The organism is Streptomyces sp. NPDC001770, from assembly GCF_053596135.1.
In genome coordinates this window covers 161,152-180,599 of the sequence record NZ_JBSFFN010000003.1, presented here as the reverse complement: position 1 = coordinate 180,599, position 19,448 = coordinate 161,152, and the positions used below count along the sequence as shown (strand labels likewise).

General features: G+C 71.9%; 13 protein-coding genes. 7 read left to right on the top strand and 6 right to left on the bottom strand.

Features of this window, described 5'->3' with window-relative positions; genetic code table 11:
- Positions 1-325 precede the first annotated feature (325 nt).
- Both ACWCSV_RS04520 and ACWCSV_RS04515 read left to right on the top strand, forming a co-directional pair.
- The gene (locus tag ACWCSV_RS04520) at positions 326-2,158 is read left to right on the top strand and encodes an adenylyl cyclase (RefSeq protein ID WP_451138653.1); all 1,833 of its coding nucleotides are present in this window, start codon (positions 326-328) and stop codon (positions 2,156-2,158) included.
- A 353-nt stretch (positions 2,159-2,511) separates the two neighbouring features.
- Positions 2,512-4,407 carry a CocE/NonD family hydrolase gene (locus ACWCSV_RS04515; protein WP_451138420.1) on the top strand — a complete coding sequence of 632 codons (1,896 nt, stop codon included), beginning with the start codon at positions 2,512-2,514 and terminating at the stop codon, positions 4,405-4,407.
- 84 nt (positions 4,408-4,491) lie between these two features.
- Here the strand turns inward: ACWCSV_RS04515 and ACWCSV_RS04510 are convergent, their stop codons facing one another.
- Genes ACWCSV_RS04510 through ACWCSV_RS04500 form a run of 3 tightly spaced genes read right to left on the bottom strand, consistent with a single transcriptional unit; the run spans position 4,492 to position 7,716 of the window.
- Positions 4,492-5,511 carry a TolB family protein gene (locus ACWCSV_RS04510; protein WP_451138418.1) on the bottom strand — a complete coding sequence of 340 codons (1,020 nt, stop codon included), beginning with the start codon at positions 5,509-5,511 and terminating at the stop codon, positions 4,492-4,494.
- The gene (locus ACWCSV_RS04505) at positions 5,508-6,824 is read right to left on the bottom strand and encodes an MFS transporter (RefSeq protein ID WP_451138416.1); all 1,317 of its coding nucleotides are present in this window, start codon (positions 6,822-6,824) and stop codon (positions 5,508-5,510) included. Before ACWCSV_RS04505 ends, ACWCSV_RS04510 begins: the two co-directional genes overlap by 4 nt.
- A 1-nt stretch (position 6,825) precedes the next feature.
- Entirely contained in the window at positions 6,826-7,716 is an 891-nt protein-coding gene (locus tag ACWCSV_RS04500) for an alkaline phosphatase family protein (protein WP_451138414.1), read from the bottom strand.
- Positions 7,717-7,939: 223 nt separating this feature from the next.
- Here ACWCSV_RS04500 and ACWCSV_RS04495 point away from each other — a divergent pair, with 223 nt between their 5' ends.
- The 4 genes from ACWCSV_RS04495 to ACWCSV_RS04480 all read left to right on the top strand — a co-directional run bounded on the left by ACWCSV_RS04495 (position 7,940) and on the right by ACWCSV_RS04480 (position 12,642).
- On the top strand, positions 7,940-8,257 hold the full coding sequence (locus tag ACWCSV_RS04495; RefSeq protein ID WP_451138412.1) for a hypothetical protein: 318 nt from the start codon (positions 7,940-7,942) through the stop codon (positions 8,255-8,257).
- Positions 8,258-8,340: 83 nt separating this feature from the next.
- Positions 8,341-8,628, top strand: coding sequence for a hypothetical protein (locus tag ACWCSV_RS04490; RefSeq protein WP_451138410.1), 288 nt, complete (start codon positions 8,341-8,343; stop codon positions 8,626-8,628).
- A 598-nt stretch (positions 8,629-9,226) separates the two neighbouring features.
- On the top strand, positions 9,227-10,525 hold the full coding sequence (locus tag ACWCSV_RS04485) for a hypothetical protein (protein ID WP_451138408.1): 1,299 nt from the start codon (positions 9,227-9,229) through the stop codon (positions 10,523-10,525).
- Positions 10,526-10,659: 134 nt separating this feature from the next.
- Positions 10,660-12,642 (top strand): acyl-CoA dehydrogenase family protein, encoded by a 1,983-nt coding sequence (locus ACWCSV_RS04480; protein ID WP_451138406.1) that lies wholly within the window; start codon positions 10,660-10,662, stop codon positions 12,640-12,642.
- 154 nt (positions 12,643-12,796) lie between these two features.
- On the opposite strand, the gene ACWCSV_RS04475 is transcribed toward ACWCSV_RS04480, so the two are convergent.
- Positions 12,797-13,528 carry an alpha/beta fold hydrolase gene (locus ACWCSV_RS04475; RefSeq protein ID WP_451138404.1) on the bottom strand — a complete coding sequence of 244 codons (732 nt, stop codon included), beginning with the start codon at positions 13,526-13,528 and terminating at the stop codon, positions 12,797-12,799.
- A 294-nt stretch (positions 13,529-13,822) separates the two neighbouring features.
- On the opposite strand from ACWCSV_RS04475, the gene ACWCSV_RS04470 reads away from it, so the two are divergent.
- Positions 13,823-14,599, top strand: coding sequence for a helix-turn-helix domain-containing protein (locus ACWCSV_RS04470; protein ID WP_451138402.1), 777 nt, complete (start codon positions 13,823-13,825; stop codon positions 14,597-14,599).
- Here ACWCSV_RS04470 and ACWCSV_RS04465 read toward each other — a convergent pair.
- A complete protein-coding gene (locus ACWCSV_RS04465; RefSeq protein WP_451138400.1) occupies positions 14,551-15,747 on the bottom strand; it encodes an ROK family transcriptional regulator in 1,197 nt (398 codons plus the stop codon). The genes ACWCSV_RS04470 and ACWCSV_RS04465 overlap by 49 nt on opposite strands.
- 367 nt (positions 15,748-16,114) lie before the next feature.
- On the bottom strand, positions 16,115-19,414 hold the full coding sequence (locus ACWCSV_RS04460; protein WP_451138398.1) for a PQQ-dependent sugar dehydrogenase: 3,300 nt from the start codon (positions 19,412-19,414) through the stop codon (positions 16,115-16,117).
- Positions 19,415-19,448: the final 34 nt, after the last annotated feature.

Below are 19,448 nucleotides of genomic sequence, written 5' to 3'. Positions count from 1 at the left end.
CCGGTGAAGCCGTCGCGGTTCGCACACGGTCAGGAACGGCCCGTACCGGCCAAGTACGGAGGTCCCTGCCGCTCCCGGACGTGGCAGGGCAGCGCCCGGAGGAGGGCCAACCCGATGCGAAGGGCCGTGAGCGGAGTCATGTGCTCCTCACAGCCTCGCCCGGTCGTCGACGAGTCGGTAAGTCCCCGGCGCTGCACGTGCATTGACGCTCCACATCCGCGGTGATTCACTTCGTGGCTGAGAGAGCGCTCTCAGGGTGCTCGGGGGCCGGCAGGCGGCCCCACTCATTCACGCCATTTCACCCCATGCAGGGAGAGCCGTGACCATGATTCCCTCTCGTCGTAGTGTGCTGCGCGGGGCAGCCGCTGCCTCGGTGCCGCTGATCGGCGGAGTCTGTTCAGGACCGGCGTTCGCGTCGGGCGCCGCATCCGGCAAGCACGGGACCGGCCATGACTCCGGCAAGCACGGGACCGGCCACGCCTCCTCCGCGCTCGGCCCGAACGTCCTGGTCTTCGATCCGTCCATGGGCGACGCGGCGATCCAGGCCAAGGTCGACGCCGTGTTCGCCGTCCAGGAGTCCAACCAGTTCGGCGACGAGCGCTTCGCCCTGGCCTTCAAGCCGGGCACCTACGACGTCGACATCAACGTCGGCTTCTACACGCACGTACTGGGCCTCGGTGCGAGCCCCTCCGACGTGGTGATCAACGGTCATGTCACCGTCGACGCCCAGTGGTTCGACGGAAACGGCACCCAGAACTTCTGGCGGGCCGCGGAGAACCTCACCATCGTGCCGCCGGACGGACTGGAACGCTGGGCCGTCTCCCAGGCCGCTCCGATGCGCCGCGTCCACATCAAGGGGAACATGACCCTGATGCCGAGCCCGCCCGGCAACCAGTGGTCCAGCGGCGGCTTCCTCGCCGACAGCGTGGTGGACGGACAGGTCGACTCCGGCTCCCAGCAGCAGTGGCTGTCGCGCAACGACACCTTCGGCAGCTGGACCGGCTCCAACTGGAACATGGTGTTCGTCGGCACCGCGGGCGCCCCCGTGCAGTCCTTCCCGGCCCCGCCCATGACCACCGTCGACCGCACCCCCGTCGTCCGCGAGAAGCCGTTCCTCACCGTGGACCGCCACGGCGCCTACCAGGTCTTCGTGCCCGCGCTGCGTACCAACAGCACCGGCACGACCTGGGAGCACGGCCAGGCGCGGGGGCGGAACATACCGCTGTCGCAGTTCCACGTGGCCCGGCCGGGCGACTCGGCCACCGAGATCAACCAGGCCCTCGCCCGCGGCAAGCACCTCCTGTTCACGCCGGGCATCTACGGCATCTCCGCCCCGCTGCGCGTGAACCGCCCCGGAACCGTGGTCCTCGGCCTCGGCCTGGCCACCCTGCGCTCCACCCGCGGCAACACCCTGATCGAGGTCGCGGACGTCGCCGGAGTCACCCTCGCCGGGCTGCTGTTCGAGGCGGCCTCCGAGCACACCCCGGTGCTGCTGCGCGTCGGCCGCGGCCGGAGCCGGCGGCGGCACACCTACGACCCGACGGTGCTGTTCGACACCGTCGCCCGGATCGGCGGCGCGGTGGCCGGCGGTGCGGGGATCAGCGTCCAGATCGACAGCAACGACGTGATCTGCGACCACCTCTGGCTCTGGCGCGCCGACCACGGCCTCGACGGAACCGTCGGCTGGACGGTCAACCCCGCCGACACCGGCATCGTGGTGAACGGCGACCACGTCACCGCGTACGGACTCTTCGTCGAGCACTACCAGAAGTACGAGGTGCTGTGGCAGGGCGACCACGGCCGCACCTACTTCTTCCAGAACGAGCACCCGTACGACGTGCCCACCCAGTCGGCCTGGCGGCACGGCTCCACCCTCGGCTACGCCGCCTACAAGGTCGGCGACGACGTGCGCGAGCACCACGCCTGGGGCCTGGGGAGCTACTGCTTCTTCAACCTCGGCGCGAACATCTACACCGACGCCGCCTACGAGGTCCCGAACACCCCCGGCGTCGTCTTCACCGACCTGATGACGGTCTGCCTCAACGACGCGGCCGGCGGTGGCATCCTGCACTGCATCGACAAGGCCGGCGACCCGGTCCAGAACGGCTTCGGCACGTACTTCATGAAGGCGTACTCCAACGGGGTCGCGGACGTCTGACGGCCGGTACGCGGCGACGGCGGGGCCCGGTGGGGGCCGCGCCGGCCGCGAGCGGACGGGGCGGGGCGGTGGCGCGGCGGCCGGTACGGACCGCCGCACCACCCGCGTCCGCGGGAGCGCCCCTCGGTACGCGCGGGGGAGCCGTCCGCCCGCGCATCGGTAACAAGATGTACACACCAGGGCGTTGATCCCCGCCGGTGATGATCATAGGCTCGTTCGCCGTCGGCTCTTTGACATGTTCGCGACTGTCTGGGGTGTGTGCCGCGCGCCGCGGCGCGCCCCGGGCGGAGGGACGGAGCCGGCAGCGACCTGCACCACCTGCAGCATGGCTCACCACCCCACCGGAGGAGCATGTGAGAGCACGTCGAGCGTCAGTCCTGGCAGCCTCGGTCCTCGCCACCACCCTCGCCCTGACCGGCGCGTTCGCCGGCCCCGTCGCACTCGCCGCAGCGGCCGCGCCGACCGCGGCGGCCACCGCCCCCACCACCGCCACCGCCCCGGCCGCCGCATCCGACGGCGTCACCCACGAGGAGAACGACCGCGTCCCCGAGGGCGCTGTCTGGACCCAGCGGTACTTCCCCTCGTCGGACCACTCCGGCACCGAACTCCACGCCGACGTCCTGCTGCCCGAGGGGCTGCCGAAGGGCGCGCACGTGCCCGTCATCCTGTCCGTCGGCCCCTACTTCGGGCACTCCGGACAGACCGGCCCCGAGGGCTGGAGCCACACCGGCCCCTCCTCCCGTTTCCAGGACTTCGTCGAAGGCGCCGACCTGTTCGCCCACGGCTACGCCTTCGTCATGGTGGACCTGCGCGGCTTCGGCGGCTCCACCGGCTGCCTCGACTGGGCGGGCCCCGGTGAACAGGCCGACGTCCGCGCGGCCGTCGACTGGGCGGCCGGCCAGCCGTGGTCCACCGGCTCCGTGGGCATGTACGGGAAGTCCTACGACGCGTCCACCGGCCTCATCGGCAACGACCTCGACCAGCGCGCGCTGAAGGCGGTCGTCGCGCAGGAACCGGTCTGGGACATGTACCAGTACATCTACTCCAACGGAGTGCCGCGCCCCAACGTCACCGGCACCGCCGACGCCTACAACTCCATAGCCACGCTCGACGCGTTGGCGGACGACGACGCCCACTACCGGGCCAACGCGGCCTACGAGCAGGCCCATCCGGAGTGCCTCACCCAGAACTCCGCCGGCTACCGGACGACCGATCAGTTCGGCGGCTACTGGTCCGCCCGCGACTTGGCGAAGAAGGCCAAGGGCACCGACACCCCGCTCTTCGTCACCCAGGGATTCATCGAGAACAACACCAAGCCCGAGGAGATCGAGGAGTACCTCGACAACCACAAGGGCCCCGAGCGGGGCTGGCTCGGCCAGTGGGAACACGTCCGCGGCGGCGACCACACCACCGACGGCCGCCTCTCCATGGGACGCGAAGGGTGGTACGACGAGACCCTCTCCTTCTACGACCAGTACCTCAAGGGCAAGCGGCCCAAGGTCTCGTACCCCGCCTACTCCGTGGAGGACTCCACGGGCGCCTGGCGCGCCCAGCGCACCTGGCCCGGTGAGTCCAGGACGGTGAACATCGCGCTCGGCGGCGGCGCGTACGTGGACGACGGCGGCGCGTCGGCACGCGGGGCGACTGCCCTGGACGGTGGCCCGGCACTGCGGTCCGCCGCACAGCCGTCCGGCCGGTGGGACCTGGAGAACGCCCCCTCCCTGGACCCGGCGGCGCCGAAGACACTGGCCGCCGGAGCGGCCGGACTCCAGGCCGCCGGCGAGGTGACCTCCAGCTTCTTCGTCCGCTCCGAGCCGGTCGCGAAGCCCGTACGCCTCACCTCCACCCCGAAGCTCTCGCTGACCGCGAAGGGCGGGGGCAACGTCATGGTGAAGCTCTACGACGTCGCCCCGGACGGCAAGGCCGTCATGTTCGACGAGCAGGTGTCCCTGGTGGACACGGGCCGGCTGACCGTCGACCTCAAGGCCACCGACTGGACGCTGGCGGCCGGACACGTGCTGGCCGTGGAGATCGGCTCCATCCAGACCGGCTCGTGGCGGGACACCCCCTCCGGCGAGACGATCAAGGTGAAGGACGCCCGGCTCGCCCTGGCCTTGGACGACCCGGCGGACGACATCGCGACGGCCGGCGCCCGTTCGCCGTTCCTCGACACCTACCTGCGCCAGTACACGGTGCAACTTCCCTCGGCCGAGGGGTCGTTCCGGCTGACACCGGGGCGCTCCCACTGAGCGGAGCCTTCCTCGGCCGGCGCGGCGGGCCGGTGGCGCTTCGAAGCCCCCGCCCGCCGCGCCGCACCGGCGCGACGGCTCATGTCAGAGGTAGGCCGGGGACACCGCCGCGGTCAGTACGGGGTGCGGGCGGCCCGATCCGTCGGCCGGCACCTCGTAGAGATCGGCGCCGAAGTCGCCGGGCAGCGCGTAGGTGACGGTGGTGCCGTCCTTCCAGACGGCCTGGTCGTCCACGCTGCGGGTCTCGGCGAGCGGGTGGTCGTCGAGCGTGCTCAGGTCGAGGACGTGCAGGCGCCAGGGGGCGTCGGCGGGCAGCCCCTCGTCCCTGCTCTTGTAGGCGATGCGGGTGCCGTCGGGGGAGAGCGAGGGGCACTCCACGTTCGTCCGGAGGGTCGTGAGGGTACGTTCCCGAAGGTCGCCCCGGACCAGGTACGTGCGCCCCTTCGTCGCGAGCGTCGCGTAGAAGTGCCGGTCGTCCGCGTCGAAGGTGACGCCCCAGAAGTTGACGTCCGCGGCGCGGTAGGGCCGGCCGTCCTTGCGGATCGCGAACTCCTCCAGGCTCGGGACGAGTTCGCCGGTGCGGGTGTCGAGGATCGCCGCGCGGGTGGAGAAGTCTGTCCCCGCGTAGCTGTCGCCGCCCACGAAGACCGTCCAGGTGGCCAGCCGTCCGCTGGGGGAGACGCGGGCGCGGGACGGGATGCCGGGGACCGGGTAGCGCGCCTTCTCCTTCAGGTTCCGGTCGAGGATCGTGGCCCGGTAGGTGTCCTGGAGCGCCCCGTGCACCGCCTGGAGACAGACTCCGGTGCCCGAAGCGGCGTAGAAGCGGAGGCACTTGACGCCCGAGGCGGTACGAGTCCCGGTGGGCGCCGCGACCGGGATGGTCGTCAGTTCGTCGCGGTGCGGCCCCCACGCCATGTTCCGGAAGACGATCCGGTGCCGGTCGGTGAGAGTGATCCTGCCCGCCGCGACGGCCGGTCCGCCGGGCTCGGCCACGTCGAGCCGGTCCGACCGGGCGGCGGCGTGCAGCACGGAGGCGGCGGCGACCACCGCGAGCACGGTGACCGCGCAGACGAGGACGAGGAGTCGGGTGCGCAGGCGCGTCATGCGGGAACCTTCACGGTCGGGCCGATGCGGAGGGAGAACGCGGCGCACACGGCGAGCGCGACGGCCGCCGCGAGCAGCGCGGTCCGGTCGCCCCACGCGGTCCAGGCCGCGCCGAAGGCCAGCGAGCAGGCGAACCGGGCGAAGGCCTGTCCGGTCTGGATCAGGGCGAGTCCGGAGGAGCGCAGCTCCTCGGGCACGCTCTGCGAGGCCGCCGCCATCAGGACCCCGTCCGTGGCCGCGTAGAAGGTGCCGTGGAGGACGAGCACCACGTACGGGAGCGCCGCCCCGTGCCACGACGAGAGCAGCAGCCCGTACGCCCCGAGCAGCGCGACGTGCCCCGCGAGGAACACCTGCCACGCGCCGACCCGGTCCGCGAGCCGCCCCAGGGGCAGGGCGAGCAGCAGGAAAGCGGCGGCGGTCCCGACCGGCATCAGGGCGAACCAGCGGTCGGGTACCCCGATGCGGTGCTGGAGCAGCAGGTAGACGAACGAGTCGCTCACGGTCGCGAGCCCCAGCAGCAGCGCGCAGACGCCGATGCGCCGGATTCTGCGATGCCGCAGCAGCGCGAGCGCCGCGCGCAGGGTGGGGCGGGGCGGCTCGGCCGTCCTCGTGGCGCGCGGGGCGGGGGCCCCGGAAGGGCCAAGGGGCCCGGAAGGCGGCAGGGTTCTGGAGGGTACGAACAGCACCAGCACCAGTACGCCCGCCACCGCGACGCAGAAGCTCACGGTGAACACCGCGTCGTAGCCGTCGACCGTCGCACGCAGGATCAGGAACGCGGCGAACGGCCCGAGCAGGGCGCCCGCGGTGTCCATCGCGCGGTGCACCCCGAAGGCGCGGCCGCGGGCCTCCGGCGGTGACGACAGGGAGATCATCGCGTCCCGGGGTGCGGTGCGCAGACCCTTGCCGGTGCGGTCGGCCGCCAGTACGAGGCCGATGGGCGTGAGGGTGTGGACCATGAGCAGGAGTGGTTTGCAGAGCGCCGAGATGCCGTAACCGAAGACGGCGACGAGCTTGTGGCGCCCGCCTCCCCGGTCGGCGAAGTGGCCGCCGACCAGCCGTACGAGGGCGGAGAACCCGTTGTAGACGCCGTCGAGGAGCCCGAACCCGAGAGGGCTGAGGCCGAGTCCCGCCACCAGGTAGAGCGGCAGCACCGCCGTCACCATCTCGGAGGACACGTCGGTGATCAGACTGACCGTGCCCAGCGCCAGCACGGTGGGGGCGACCGCCACGCGCCGCCGGGCCGGCTCCTCGCCCGGCCCGGCGGCGCGTTCGGCGGACCCCGCACGGGTGGCGCGGCTGTCCGCTACATACATGTCAGGACGTCCAGATCCCGGTGATGTCCTTGGCGGTCGCGGCGTTCCCCGCGTGCCCGAGGCCGTGCATGTCCTCCAGCGTGCGCAGGAGGTCGTAATGGTTGTAGGTGGTGGCGGAGGTGGCGCCCGCGGTCACCTGCTGCCCGTAGAGCACCGTCGGGATGCGGTTGCCGCTGAGCCGGTTGTCCTCGTCGAAGGTGACGACGAGCAGGCTGTTGTGGGTCTTGGCCCAGGTCGCGTAGGCGCCGAGGTTGTTCTTCAGCCAGGTGTCACCGCTGGACACCGAGCAGTCGTGCATGTCGCTGCACAGGTTCGGGACGACGAAGGAGACCTGAGGCAGCTTCGTGTAGTCGGTGGGGAACTGCTGGAAGGTGTACGCGGACGAGGTGGGGACGTTGCTGAACCCGAACCACGGGTTGTGCTTGCGGGCGTAGTTGCCGCTGCTGCACGTGGTCGAACCCTGGCTCGGCAGCGTCTCGTTGTAGCTCGCCCAGGTCTTCCCGGCCGCGATCAGCTCGGACGCGAGGTTGGCGTTGCCGGAGAAACCGGGGGTGTAGCAGCTGTCGTCCGTGATGCCCTGGGTGGAACCGGAGAACAGGGCGAAGTAGTTGGGCTGGCTGGGGTGCGTCTCGGCGTACGAGGCGGTGAGGTTGGCGCCGCCGGTCTTCAGCGAGTTGATGTAGGGGGCGCTCGACGAGCCGATGACCTGGCTGTAGCCGTGGTTCTCGAAGACGACCACGATCACGTGGTCGGGGGTGGGCACACTGGCCGCGGCCTGCGCGGACGAGGAGCCGCCGATGCCGGTCCACAGACCGGCCGCGGCCACGGCGGTGAGGGCAAAGGCACAGGTGAGGGCGGTGCGACTGCGGCGGAACACGGATCTGCCGAGCACGGGGGCCTCCGGTGGGGGAGTCGGGAGTGATACGGGGTCGGTGCAGGCCCGAGCATGCTCACGCCAAGAATCATCCGGGGCACTCCGAGCCGCTCGAGTCATGAAGACCGGGTGAACTGTGCGTTCCGGGGCGCCCGGTCCCAGGGTGCCTGCCGCCGCGCGACCCGGCCGCGGGGCGGGGCCCTCTCGACAGGGGAGGTGGTGGCGGCCCATGATGCTTGTCATGGCCTCGACACGATTGCAGGGTTGCGTGCTGCCCCTGGCCGCCGCCCTCGCCCTGATCACCGCCGGATCGGCGCAGGCCGAGCCGACGGTTCCGGACCACGCCGTCATCGTCTGCGACAGCGCCAGCTTCTACGCCAACTACGACAGCTCCTCCGGACCGGCCGGACTGAAGCGGGTGCTCGCGCGGGGCGACAAGGTCGGACACACGCGCGGCGCCCACCCCGTCTACAACGGCTGGGCGGCCACCTTCGACTTCGGTCCGAACGACTGGGGCTTCGTCAGGCAGGAGTGCCTGGGCGGTTACGGATCATGGTGACGGACGCAACCAGGGCGCGCCGGGCGTCGCCCGGCAGAAGGCGGTTCGACGACATGCCCAGTACTACCCCAGGAGGGCGACCCATGACCCGTACCAGCAGGCGCACCGCCCTCGTCCTGGCCGTCGCCGCCACCGTGGCGGCACTGGCCGCAGGCCCCGCCGCAGCCGCCAACGGCACCGCCGGGCAGCGCGAAACCGTCTGCGCCGACGACCTCTTCGTCCGGGTCACGGCCCCCAACGGGGCCTGGATGGGCACCCTGTACCGAGGGCAGACCTTCCTCGTGGAGGAAGCCGGCGGAACGTGGGTCCACGGCTTCGCCTACGGCGACATCAACCGCCGGGGCTGGGTCCAGAACGGCTGGTTCTGCTGACCCCGCCGTCCCCGGCGGCCCGGACCCGGTGCCTTCCCGTATCGGCCGGTGCCTTCCCGCGTCGGGCGTGCCCGCTCGTCCCTCGGCGCGCCTGGTGGGCCGTCCCCAGGCCGGCCCTGGCCGAACGGTGATCAGCGGTGATCAGCGGTGATCAGCGGTGATCGCGGCAGTGTGTCAGTCACGTTTCACGTGTCTCCGTTCCATGGAACGTGTGTCACTTGCATGATCGAATGACGAACATGCTGATCGCGCACCCCGGCCGCCTCCCGTCACTCGTCCCGTCCCGGCCCCTGCGCGCGTGCCGTGCGGGCCGTTGCGGCGTGGCCCGCTGCCAGTGACCTGAGTCGGGCACGGCCCCGGGGAACGCGGGTACCCTCCGTCTCCCTCCCCGGAATCTCCGCCGCGCGCGTCCGTGACACGCCGGACGCGTCCGTCCGGCCGTGCCGCCGCGGCGATGACAGGTCCGACGGCCCCCGGTGCGGGCCGCCCGGGCCGGTATCCGGCCGCGATCTCCCGCGTACCGGGCAGCTCTTCTCCGCTCCGTGCCCCCTCCGTCCCGGACGGGGTGCGCGACCTCGCATCCCTCCCTGGAGCCGAAATGACCGTCGCCCGACCGAACTTCCCTGGCGGCCCGTCCCGCCGCGCCGTGCTCTCCACCGGAGCCGCCGGCGCCGTCGCGGCCGGTCTCGCCGCTTTCGGCGCGGCCCCCGCCCACGCCCAGTCCGCCCACGCCCAGTCCGCCCGCGCAACGGCCGGAGCCGGCCGTCACGCCCTCGGATCGGGCGCCTCGCTCTACTCCCTGGTCGAGGCCTACAGCAGGTGGCAGCACCGCACCGGAAGCAGCGACGAGGCCGCCGCCCTCCGGTGGCTGGAGGGCCGGCTGCGGGATCTGGGCGCGGCCACCGGCCGCTGGTACTACGACTACCCGCACTACGAGTGGAAGGCGCAGGTCCGGTCCGGAGGCGTCAACGTCCCCACCGTTCCGCTGTATTACGAGGGCGTCGGCCGGCGGAAGGGCCGCGCCGACTTCGTACGGCCCGTGACCACCAGCAAGGACGGCAACGACCCCGCCGTGCTCGCTGCGGTGGCCGCCGCTGCCGCGGCCGGAGCCTCGGTGGCGGTCCTGCCCACGACCAGCACCACGGCCAACTACCCGGCGTACGACGGGCTGGTGGCCTACAACAGCGACCCCGACGCCCCGAAGACGGGCGTCCCGACGCTCCTCGTCCCCGGACGGTTCGCCGACCGGATCCAGCGGTACGGAGCCGACGTCGACTTCCGGGCCCGGACCGCCGCGGGTCGTACGTACTGCCTGACCGGCTGGTTCGGCACCCGGAAGCCGGTAGCCGACCCGATCGTCGTCACCACGCCCCTCAGCGGATGGTTCACCTGCGCCGCCGAGCGCGGCACCGGCCTCGCGCTCGCCGTGGCCCTCGCCGTCGAGCTCTCGCGCGAGCACCCGGTCCTCTTCCTCGGCAACACCGGCCACGAGCTGAGCAACTACGGTGTACGCGCCTACCTGACAGGCGAGTTCGACCTCCGGCCCCGAGCGGTCTTCCACCTGGGCTCCGCCCTCGCGGCTGCCGCTCCCGGTGCCGACGGGCGCCTCGTACTCACGCCCCGGGGCGCGGCGGCCAACCCCGGATTCGACACGGTTCCCGGCCTCGCCACCGATCTCGCCGCCGCACGGTTCGGCCGCCTCGCCGCGTTCCCCGGTGAGGGCGCGGTCTGGAACCGGCTCCTCGGCCCCACGGTCCCGCTGCTCTCCCTCGCCGGGAATTTCCGCCAGTTCCACACCCCGGACGACGTTCCCCGGGTGACCACCTCGCCCGAGGTGCTGGAGCAGGCGTACACGGCGGTCCGGGCCGCGGCGGGGGACCTGATCGCCGTCGGCTGACCCGGTGGGAGGTGCCGCACCGCGTCAACCCGCCCGCACGTGGTGGGAGCCGCTGGTCACAGGGCGTCGTCGAAGTGCCGTCGTTCTGCCGGGAGCGACCGCTTGATCGTCCGAAGCCGGGGTAGCGAAATGCCATGACCACCGACAACGCATCCACCCCCGCCACCGGTCACACGAGGCCCGAGATCGACATCCAGGCGCTGAAGGGGCTGCTCGACGGCGAGTACCACGAGATCCGCGACCTCGTCAGGGCCAATCTGGTGACCCACGCCTCCGTCCTCGACGAGGCCGAGGAGCTCGGCATCGACGCGTTCCGCGAGCGGGTGCGTGAACGCGTCGTCGACATGGCCTCGACCGGCCAGACCGGCATGGGCTTCCCGAGCGAGTACGGCGGGGGCGGCGACATCGGAGCCTCGATCGCCGCGTTCGAGACGCTCGCCTACGGCGACCTGTCGGTGCTGGTGAAGGTCGGCGTGCAGTTCGGGCTCTTCGGAGGCGCGATCCTGCAACTGGGCACCGCGCGCCACCACGACGCGTATCTCCCCGACCTCATCACCGGTCGGCTGATGGGCTGCTTCGCGATGACCGAGAGCGGCCACGGCTCCAACGTCCAGGCGCTCGGCACCCTCGCGAGGTACGACCCCGCCGGTCAGGAGTTCGTCATCACCACTCAGGGCGACGGGGCGCGCAAGGACTACATCGGCAACGCTGCCCGCCATGCCGAACTGGCCGTCGTCTTCGCCCAGCTGGAGGTGGATGGAGAGTCCGAGGGTGTGCACGCGTTCGTCGTACCGATCCGGCGCGGCGGCGAAGTCGCGCCCGGCGTCCGGATCGAGGACGACGGCCGCAAGATGGGCCTCAACGGCGTCGACAACGGCCGCATCCGGTTCGACGGTGTACGGGTACCGCGCGAGGCGCTGCTCAACCGGTTCGCCGACGTCACCGCCGACGGCGTCTACGAGAGCGCGATCGAGAGCCCAGGCCGGCGCTTCTTCACCATGCTCGGCACCCTGGTGCAGGGCCGCGTCTGCGTCGGCGGCGCCGGCGTCAACGCCGCCAAGGTCGCCCTCGCGATCGCCGTCAAGTACGCCGAGCGGCGACGGCAGTTCGAGGCGTCCTCGGACACGGCTCCGGAGGCCGGCCCGGGGGAGGAGCAGCTCCTCCTCGACTACGGACTGCACCAGCGCCGCCTGCTGCCGCTCCTCGCGCGCACGTACGCGCTGCACTTCGCGCAGGACGTCGTACGGACACAGCTGCACGAGGTGTTCTCCGGCATCGAGGGCGACCCCCACGCACGGCGCCTGCTCGAATCCCGCGCCGCCGGGACCAAGGCACTCGGCACCTGGCACGCCACCCGGGTCATCCAGGAGTGCCGCGAGGCGTGCGGCGGCGCCGGGTACCTCGCCGTCAACCGGTTCGCCGCACTCAAGAGCGACAGCGACGTCTTCACCACGTTCGAGGGCGACAACCACGTCCTGCTCCAGCTCGTGGCCAAGGGCCTGCTCACCCATTACGCCAGCGAGTTCGAGGACCTGGACCAGCTCGGCATGGTCCGCCACGTGACCGGTCTCGCCGTCGAGACGGTGCTGGAGAAGACGTCCGCCCACAAGCTGCTCGAACGCGTACGCGACCTGCTGCCCGGTGGGGACGAGTGGGACCAGGAGGCCGGCCTCCTCGACCCGGAGTACCAACTCGCCATGCTCCGCTACCGCGAGGAGCACATGCTCGCCGGTGTGGCGCGCCGGCTCAAGCGCGGCATCGACCAGGAAGGCAACCCCGGCGCCGTCTTCTCGCGGGTGCAGGACCACGTGATCGCACTCGCCCGCGCCCATGTCGAACGCCTCGTGCTGGAGGCGTTCGTCGACCGGGTGCGCACGCTGCCCGAGAGCGGCAACAAGGCCGCGCTGGGGCTCCTGTGCGACCTGTTCGCCCTGTCCACCATCGAGGCGGACCGCGCCTGGTTCATGGAGCACGGCCGGCTGACGGTCCAGCGCTCCAAGGCGATCAGCCGCGAGGTGAACGAACTGTGCCGCAGGGTCCGCCCCCTCGCGGCCGACCTCGTCGACGCCTGGGGAATCCCGTCCGAGATGCTCCGCGCGCCGGATCTGGTGGGCTGATCCGGGGGCGGGTCACGCCGGGCGCCCACGGTCGACGCGGACAGCGGACCGCGTCCGCACCGCAGCCCCGGTCCGGTGTCCGCGGCTCACTCCCTCACCGTTCACCGCCTCACCCTTCACCGCCTCACCCTTCACCGCCTCACCCTTCACCGCCTCACCCTTCCCCCCGTCCGCCCCGCGGGCGACCGTGCAGTACGCCGGTGCGGTCGTCGGCACGGTCGTCGAGCAGCAGCGCGGCGACTGCCTCCGGGGCCTCGTGCATCGCGTCGTGGCCGGTCGCGAGGGTGTGGACCCGCCACTCGGGATCGGCCAGGAGCCGGGCGCGGAGTCCGGCGAACGGCGTCCGGTCCTCCCATCCCGAGCAGTAGACGAACTCCCGCCGTGGCACCCGGGCCGGCGGCCCGGCGAGGGGCCGGAACGCCTGCAGGAAGGAGGCCAGGGGGTGGGGGCGGCGGCGGGGATCACCCCCGTCCGGCGGCCGGACGGCGTACCCGGTGGTCGCGGCGCCTGCGGCGAACGCCTCCCGGTAGCGCCCGGTCGTCGCGGACCAGCATGAGTCTCCCGCGCGCGGTACGTAGGCGTCGAGATGCACGAGACGCGAGACCCGGCCGCCGGCGCGGTCCGCGGCGGCGGCGATCACCATCCCGCCGTAGCTGTGGCCGACCAGCGTCGCTTCGCGTGCGTGGGTCCGGTCGAGGAGCCCCAGCACGTCCTCGGCGTGCGTGTCGAGGTTGGCGGCAGCGACCGTCGCCAAACCGTCGTCCGGGCGCAGCCCGGTCAGGGTCAGGGCGTGAACGGTGTGACCGGCACGCTCCAGCAGCGGAACCACCGCCTCGAACGACCAGGAGCCGTGCCAGCCACCGGGCACCAGGACGAACGTCGCCATGCTCTTCTCCTTCTTCCGGTCCATCCGGCCCTTCGGGCCGCCGCGCCGAGGTACGCCGTCCCGACGCCAGGTGGTGCGACCGGGCTCTCCCCGCAGGGCAGGCCGGGCTCCGTACCGGAAAGTCTCACCGGGGCACGGCATGGCGTGCCACCGCTACGATGCCAACCGATGCCCCTTCGCCGCCAACCCCGGACAGCCGCCGGTGCCACGTCACATGTGTGGCCGTCCGGCGGGCGTCACTTCTGGCCGTCCGGCGCGACGAGCGCGGCGCGGGCACACGCGCGAGGACATCTGGTGTACGCGGCCGGCGGCGTCCTGTCGGTCCACACCGGGCGCGGCACCTCGATCGTGCCCGCCAACCGGGTCGCCTGGACCCCCGCAGGATTCACGCACCACCACCGCGCCCACGGCGACACCGACATGCGGATCGTCTTCCTCGCACCGTCCCTCGCCCGGGGCCTGCCGGACGGTCCCGCCGTGTTCCTGGTCACCCGCCTCGCCCGGGAGGTCCTCCTCGCCCTGACCGGCCCCCGCGACCACGACGACTCCCACGACCATGCCGCGCCCGACCACAGCCCTTCCGTGCGCTCCCACCTCCTCCGCGTCCTCCTGGACGATCTCCGCGAAGCGCGCGAACAGCCCCTCCACCTGCCGGAGCCGCAGGACGACCGGCTGCGAGCCGTCGCCCGGTTGCTGTACGAGTCGCCGGCGAGCAACGCCACGCTGGCCGAACTCGGGAGGACGGTCGGCGCCGGCAGCCGTACCCTCAGCCGGCTCTTCCGCGGCGAACTCGGCATGACCTTCTACGAGTGGCGCACACAACTCCGCATCCAGCACGCGCTCGTGCTCCTCGCCGAGGGCCACGACACCGTCCGGACCGCCCACGCCTGCGGGTGGGCGAACCCGAGCAGTTTCATCGCCGCGTTCACCGGAGTCGTCGGAACGACCCCGGGCCGCTACCGGACCGGCGACTCCGCATCCCCGGGCCGCTACCGGACCGGCGACTCCGCATCCCCGGGCCGCTACCGGACCGGCGACTCCGTATCCCCGGTCACCGACGCCTCACCGTAGGCGAGTTCGCTCGCCAGCAGCGCCGCACCCACGACGCCCGCGCGGGGGCCGAGTCCGGACATGACGATCGGCAGATTGCCCGTGGCGAGGGGAAGCGAGCGTTTGTACACGACGCTGCGGATCTCGGCGAGCAGGGGATAGCCGAGGCCGGCCAGACCGCCGCCGATCACGATCATCGACGGGTTCATGAAGCTGACCAGGGTGGCGAGTACCTGCCCGACGCGGTGGCCGCCGGCCCGGATCAGGGCGACGCTCGTACCGTCCCCGCCGTTCGCGCACTCCCCGACGTCCACCGGGGTCAGGACGCCGCGTTCGGCGAGGCGTTCGGCGAGGGCGGGCGACCTGCCGGACTTCGCGGCGTCGGTGGCGTCCCTGCTCAGCGCCACGCCACCGAAGTACGCCTCCAGGCAACCGGTGTTGCCGCAGGAGCAGAGAGGCCCGTCCGCTTCGAGCTGGACGTGTCCGATGTCGCCGGCGCACCCCTCCGCGCCCCGGTAGATCCGGCCGTGGTGATGCATCCCCGAGCCGATACCGCTGCCGATCTTCACGAAGAGCAGATGCTCGACGGTCCTCGCGACCCCGCTGTGCTGCTCCCCGAGGGACATCACGTTCACGTCGTTGTCGACGACGACGGGGCAGGAGTGCGCACGGGCGAGGGTGTCGCGCACCGGAAAGCGGTTCCAGCCCACCATGATCGGTGGCGAGACGGGTACCCCCTCGCGGAAACTGACCGGTCCCGGCAGGCCGATGCCGATGGCGTCGAGCCGGGTGCAGTGCCCCTGGTCGGCCAGCGCGTACAGGAGTTCGCTGACACGCCCGAGCACGTTCTCCGGTCCCGACCGGATGTCCGCCGGCTCCGAGCAGGAGGCCACCGGGGCGAGCGCGCCGTCGGTGATCTCGATGTCGATGGAGCTGGCGCCGAGGTCGACGGCGGCGAACCGTACGCCGGGGTCGAGCTGGACGAGGGTGGAGCGGCGCCCGCCGCGCGACGCGGCCGGGCCCGCCTCGCGGACCCGCCCGGCGGCGACCATGCGGTCGAGTTCGCCGAGCAGCCGCGGGCGGGGAACCTCCAGCCGGTCCGCGAGTTGGGCGCGGGACAGCGGGCCGTTGTCACGCAGGAGACTCAGCACGCGGTACTGGATGGTCACGGATTCACTTCCTCTGGACGCCCTGGACAGCTCGGGGAGTTGCCGCGGGGGACTCACGGGCCGGACACCGTATCGCCCGGCGGGACTCCCGTGTGCGGAGCCCAGGGGCACAGTCGGCTTCCGGCAACTTTTTCACAGAGAGCCGAAAGTTGTCGCAGTGTTGACGGAACTTCTGGGGCGGGATCTCCATGAAGGAACCTCCACGACGGAACCTCCGCGACGGAACGGGCACGGTGCCGGGCCGGATGCGGAACCCCGCCACGGCCGGCCCTCGGCAGCGTCCCTCCGGTTCAACTCCCGTACGAAGAAACGGAACTGCCCCGCCGGCAGCACAGCGGCGGGGCAGCTCCGGTCCTCAAGTCCGGCCTCAGCCGGTGGCGCCTGCCTTCAGCGCCCGGGCGTCCCGCGCCAGGGCCGCGCCCGCGGCGCCGTCCGGCACCAGGGAGGTGTCCGACGCGGTGTCCGCGAACGAATCCAGCACGGCCGCGGCCTGTGCGGTGCGGCCCGCGCCGGCGTGTGCCTCGGCCTGGGTGAGCCGTACGGACAGCCGCTGCTCACCCCGCGCCGTGATCAGACCGTCGGCCCGCAGCCGGGTGATGAGCGAGCGGACGTCCGCGTAGGAGGTGCGCGTCGTGAACGACACCGTCCTCGTGGTGGTGTTGCCGGCCCGGTCGCGGCCCCTGACCGTCAGGTCGTGGCTGCCGAGCGGCAGCCGCCACAGGTCCAGGGCCTGCCCGGAGGCGACGGGCGCACCGTCCAGGGTTGCCGTCGTGGTCGCCCCGCCGGACACCGTGTCCGTTGCCGAGAAGGCCGGTGCCGGGCGACCGGAGTCCCCGTAGGTGCGGTTGGCGTTGACACCGGTCACCACCACTGTCGGTCCGGTGCGGTCGATCCGTACGGTGAGCGAGCCCACCGCCGACACGTTGCCGCCGTTGTCGGTCGCCCGGTAGCGGACGGTGGTGACGCCCTCGGTGGACAGGGTGACGGCCGAGTTCGCCGCCGCCCACGTCGTTCCGCCGTCGATCGAGTACTGGCGGCTCGCGACCGTTCCGTTGTCGGTCGCCGAGACCGTCAGCGACACGTTGCCGGTGTACCAGCCGTCGTCACCGTTGGGGCGGGGCGGGTTGAGCGCGGCGGTGACCGCGGGGGCGGTCTTGTCCGCGACACCGGAGCCCTGGAAGGTCAGCGCGTCCAGTTCGATGCCGCCGGAGCTGGTGACGAAGACCTCGCCGGACCCCGAAGGTGCTTGGCTGAGCGCGGTGGTGACGGTCTGCCAGCCCTGTCCCGCCGGTACGGAGACGGTGGCGAACGGTTCGGCGCCGGGCGCTCCCCAGCGCAGCGCAAGGGTGCCGGCGCCACTGGTACGGGTCTGCACCCCGGTGATTCCGGCGAACGACACCGGGTCGTAGGCGATCCAGTCACCCGCGTCGAAGGAGGTCAGCTTGCGCTGCCCGGACGCCGTGGTGTCGTCCGTGACCGTGACGCCCTCCGCCGAGTCGTAGTGCTCGGCCTGCATGAGGGCCGGGTTGAGCACCACCTGGGCGTCGGTCGTGGCAGCCGGAACGCCGCCCGCGCCCCTGTCGGTGTAGGTGATCCCGAGGACGCCGAACACGTTCTCGGTGTCACCGTGCCCCGCGTCGGTCGGGGTCACGACACCGCCCGAGCAGCCGGTGCCGCTGTTGACCGGGTGGCCGTGCTGGTTGTGCCCGAGACCGAAGGTCCACGCGACCCGGGCGCAGTCCGGCGTGGACCCGTCCTCCGGGTCCTCTACGGCGATGCCGTACGGCACGGAGTCGCCCCAGTTGAAGAACCCGCCGTTGGCCGGGGAGGTGATCCGCAGGGTCGGAGCCGTGTTGCCCACAGTGATCTGACGGCTCGTCAGGCCAGTTTTGCCTTGCGGGTCGGTGACCCTCAGCCGGGCCTCGAACTGCCCGTTGCCGGAATAGGTGCGGGTCGCGGTGGGCCCGGTGGCGTCGAAGGTGCCGTCGCCGTCGAGGTCCCACTGGTAGGTGAGCCCGCCGTTCTCCGGGTCGGTGGAGCCGGTGGCGTCGAAGGTGACCGCCAGCGGCGCCTGACCGGACGTCCTGTCTGCCTCGATGACCGCGGTGGGCGCCTTGTTGCCCTCGGCGTAGTCGATCCGGTAGAGGCCCGCGTCCGGATTCTGCCGGAAGAAGCCGTCGCCGTAGTCGAGGACGTAGAGGGCGCCGTCCGGGCCGAACTCCAGGTCCATCGGGTTGTCCCACGGCGGGATGCCGTTCTGCGCGCGCTCGCTGTTGGGCAGGACGTTCTCCAGAGCGCTCACGGGGCCGTCCGGTCCGTCGAGCGTGAGGGCGGCGACGTAGTCCTGGGAGAACTCGCCGAAGAACGCCTTGCCGTCCCAGTACTCGGGGAACTTGCCCGGCGCGGGATTGTCCGCGTCGTAGTGGTAGACCGGACCGCCCATCGGGGCCTGCCCGCCGGGACCGCCGGGACCGCGGAAGGCGGTCAGCTCGGGCCACGGCTGGTCGGTGTCCTTGTCGCCGTACCAGAGCGTGGCCGGGGTGGCGGCGGGCAGCGTGGTCAGACCGGTGTTCCAGCGGGAGTCGTTGACCGGCGCCGAGCAGTCGAAGGCGGCACCGGGCGTGAGGGTGGCGTAGTCGAAGTCCCGGTACGGCTTGGTGTTGTCACCCGTGCAGTACGGCCAGCCGCTGTTCATCGCCTTGGTCGTGGTCTGCCACTCGACGTAGCCCATCGGCCCGCGGTTCGGGTCGGCGGTTCCGGCGTCGGGGCCGTAGTCGCCCCACATCACGGCGTTCGTCTCGGGGTCCACCGCCAGGCGGTAGGGGTTGCGCAGGCCCATCACGAAGATCTCGGGACGGGTCTTCGCCGTGCCCGGCGGGAACAGGTTCCCCTCCGGAACGGTGTAACTCCCGTCCTCCTGGACGTGGATGCGCAGAATCTTGCCCCGCAGGTCGTCGGTGTTGCCCGAGCCGCGGCGCTCGTCGAGTCCTGGGTTCGCGCCTGCGGCGTCGTTGATCGGGTTGTAGCCGTTGACGTTCGGGCCCGACGCCGGAGTGTTGCCGCCGGTCGAGAGGTAGAGGTTCCCGTCGCCGTCGAAGTCCACGTCACCGGCGACGTGGCAGCACTGGCCGCGGTTGGTGCCGACCCGGATGATCTCCTGAGCGGTGGAGAGGTCGAGACTGCCGCCGGTCCACTTGAAGCGGGTCAGGGTGTCGTACCCCTCCCACTGATTCCAGTACGAGTCGTCCTGCCCGGCGGCCAGTTGGAGCGGAGCGGAGCCGGCCGGAGTGTTCAGCGGCGGCGAGTAGTACAGGTACACCCACTTGTTGGTGGCGAAGTCCGGGTCGAGGGTGACCGTCTGCAACCCCATCTCGGAGTTCTGGTACACGTCGACGTGGTTGACGACCTTCGTGACACCGGTGCCGGGGTCGGTGAGCCGCAGGTCGCCGTTGCGGGCGGTGTGCAGGACGCGGCTGTCGGGGAGCACGGCGAGGTCGATCGGCTCGCCGACCTCCTTGGTCAGGGTGGCCTTCTCGTAGTTCGACCAGTCCAGGGCGTGTTCGTGGTCCGGGTGGGCCTCGGCGGCGGGGGCCAGAGCCACAGTGCCCAGCGCGGGCATGGCGACGAGCAGGGCCCCCGTGATCAGGCGCCTCAGGGTGCGGTGCACGGTGATGTCTCCTTGATCGCTGGCGGTAAGGAGC

Coding starts and splice junctions, on each gene's coding strand:
- ACWCSV_RS04520 (WP_451138653.1), top strand. CDS start 326: ATGATTCCCTCTCGTCGTAGTGTGCTGCGCGGGGCAGCCGCTGCCTCG.
- ACWCSV_RS04510 (WP_451138418.1), bottom strand. CDS start 5,511: ATGACGCGCCTGCGCACCCGACTCCTCGTCCTCGTCTGCGCGGTCACC.
- ACWCSV_RS04505 (WP_451138416.1), bottom strand. CDS start 6,824: ATGTATGTAGCGGACAGCCGCGCCACCCGTGCGGGGTCCGCCGAACGC.
- ACWCSV_RS04495 (WP_451138412.1), top strand. CDS start 7,940: ATGGCCTCGACACGATTGCAGGGTTGCGTGCTGCCCCTGGCCGCCGCC.
- ACWCSV_RS04490 (WP_451138410.1), top strand. CDS start 8,341: ATGACCCGTACCAGCAGGCGCACCGCCCTCGTCCTGGCCGTCGCCGCC.
- ACWCSV_RS04485 (WP_451138408.1), top strand. CDS start 9,227: ATGACCGTCGCCCGACCGAACTTCCCTGGCGGCCCGTCCCGCCGCGCC.
- ACWCSV_RS04480 (WP_451138406.1), top strand. CDS start 10,660: ATGACCACCGACAACGCATCCACCCCCGCCACCGGTCACACGAGGCCC.
- ACWCSV_RS04475 (WP_451138404.1), bottom strand. CDS start 13,528: ATGGCGACGTTCGTCCTGGTGCCCGGTGGCTGGCACGGCTCCTGGTCG.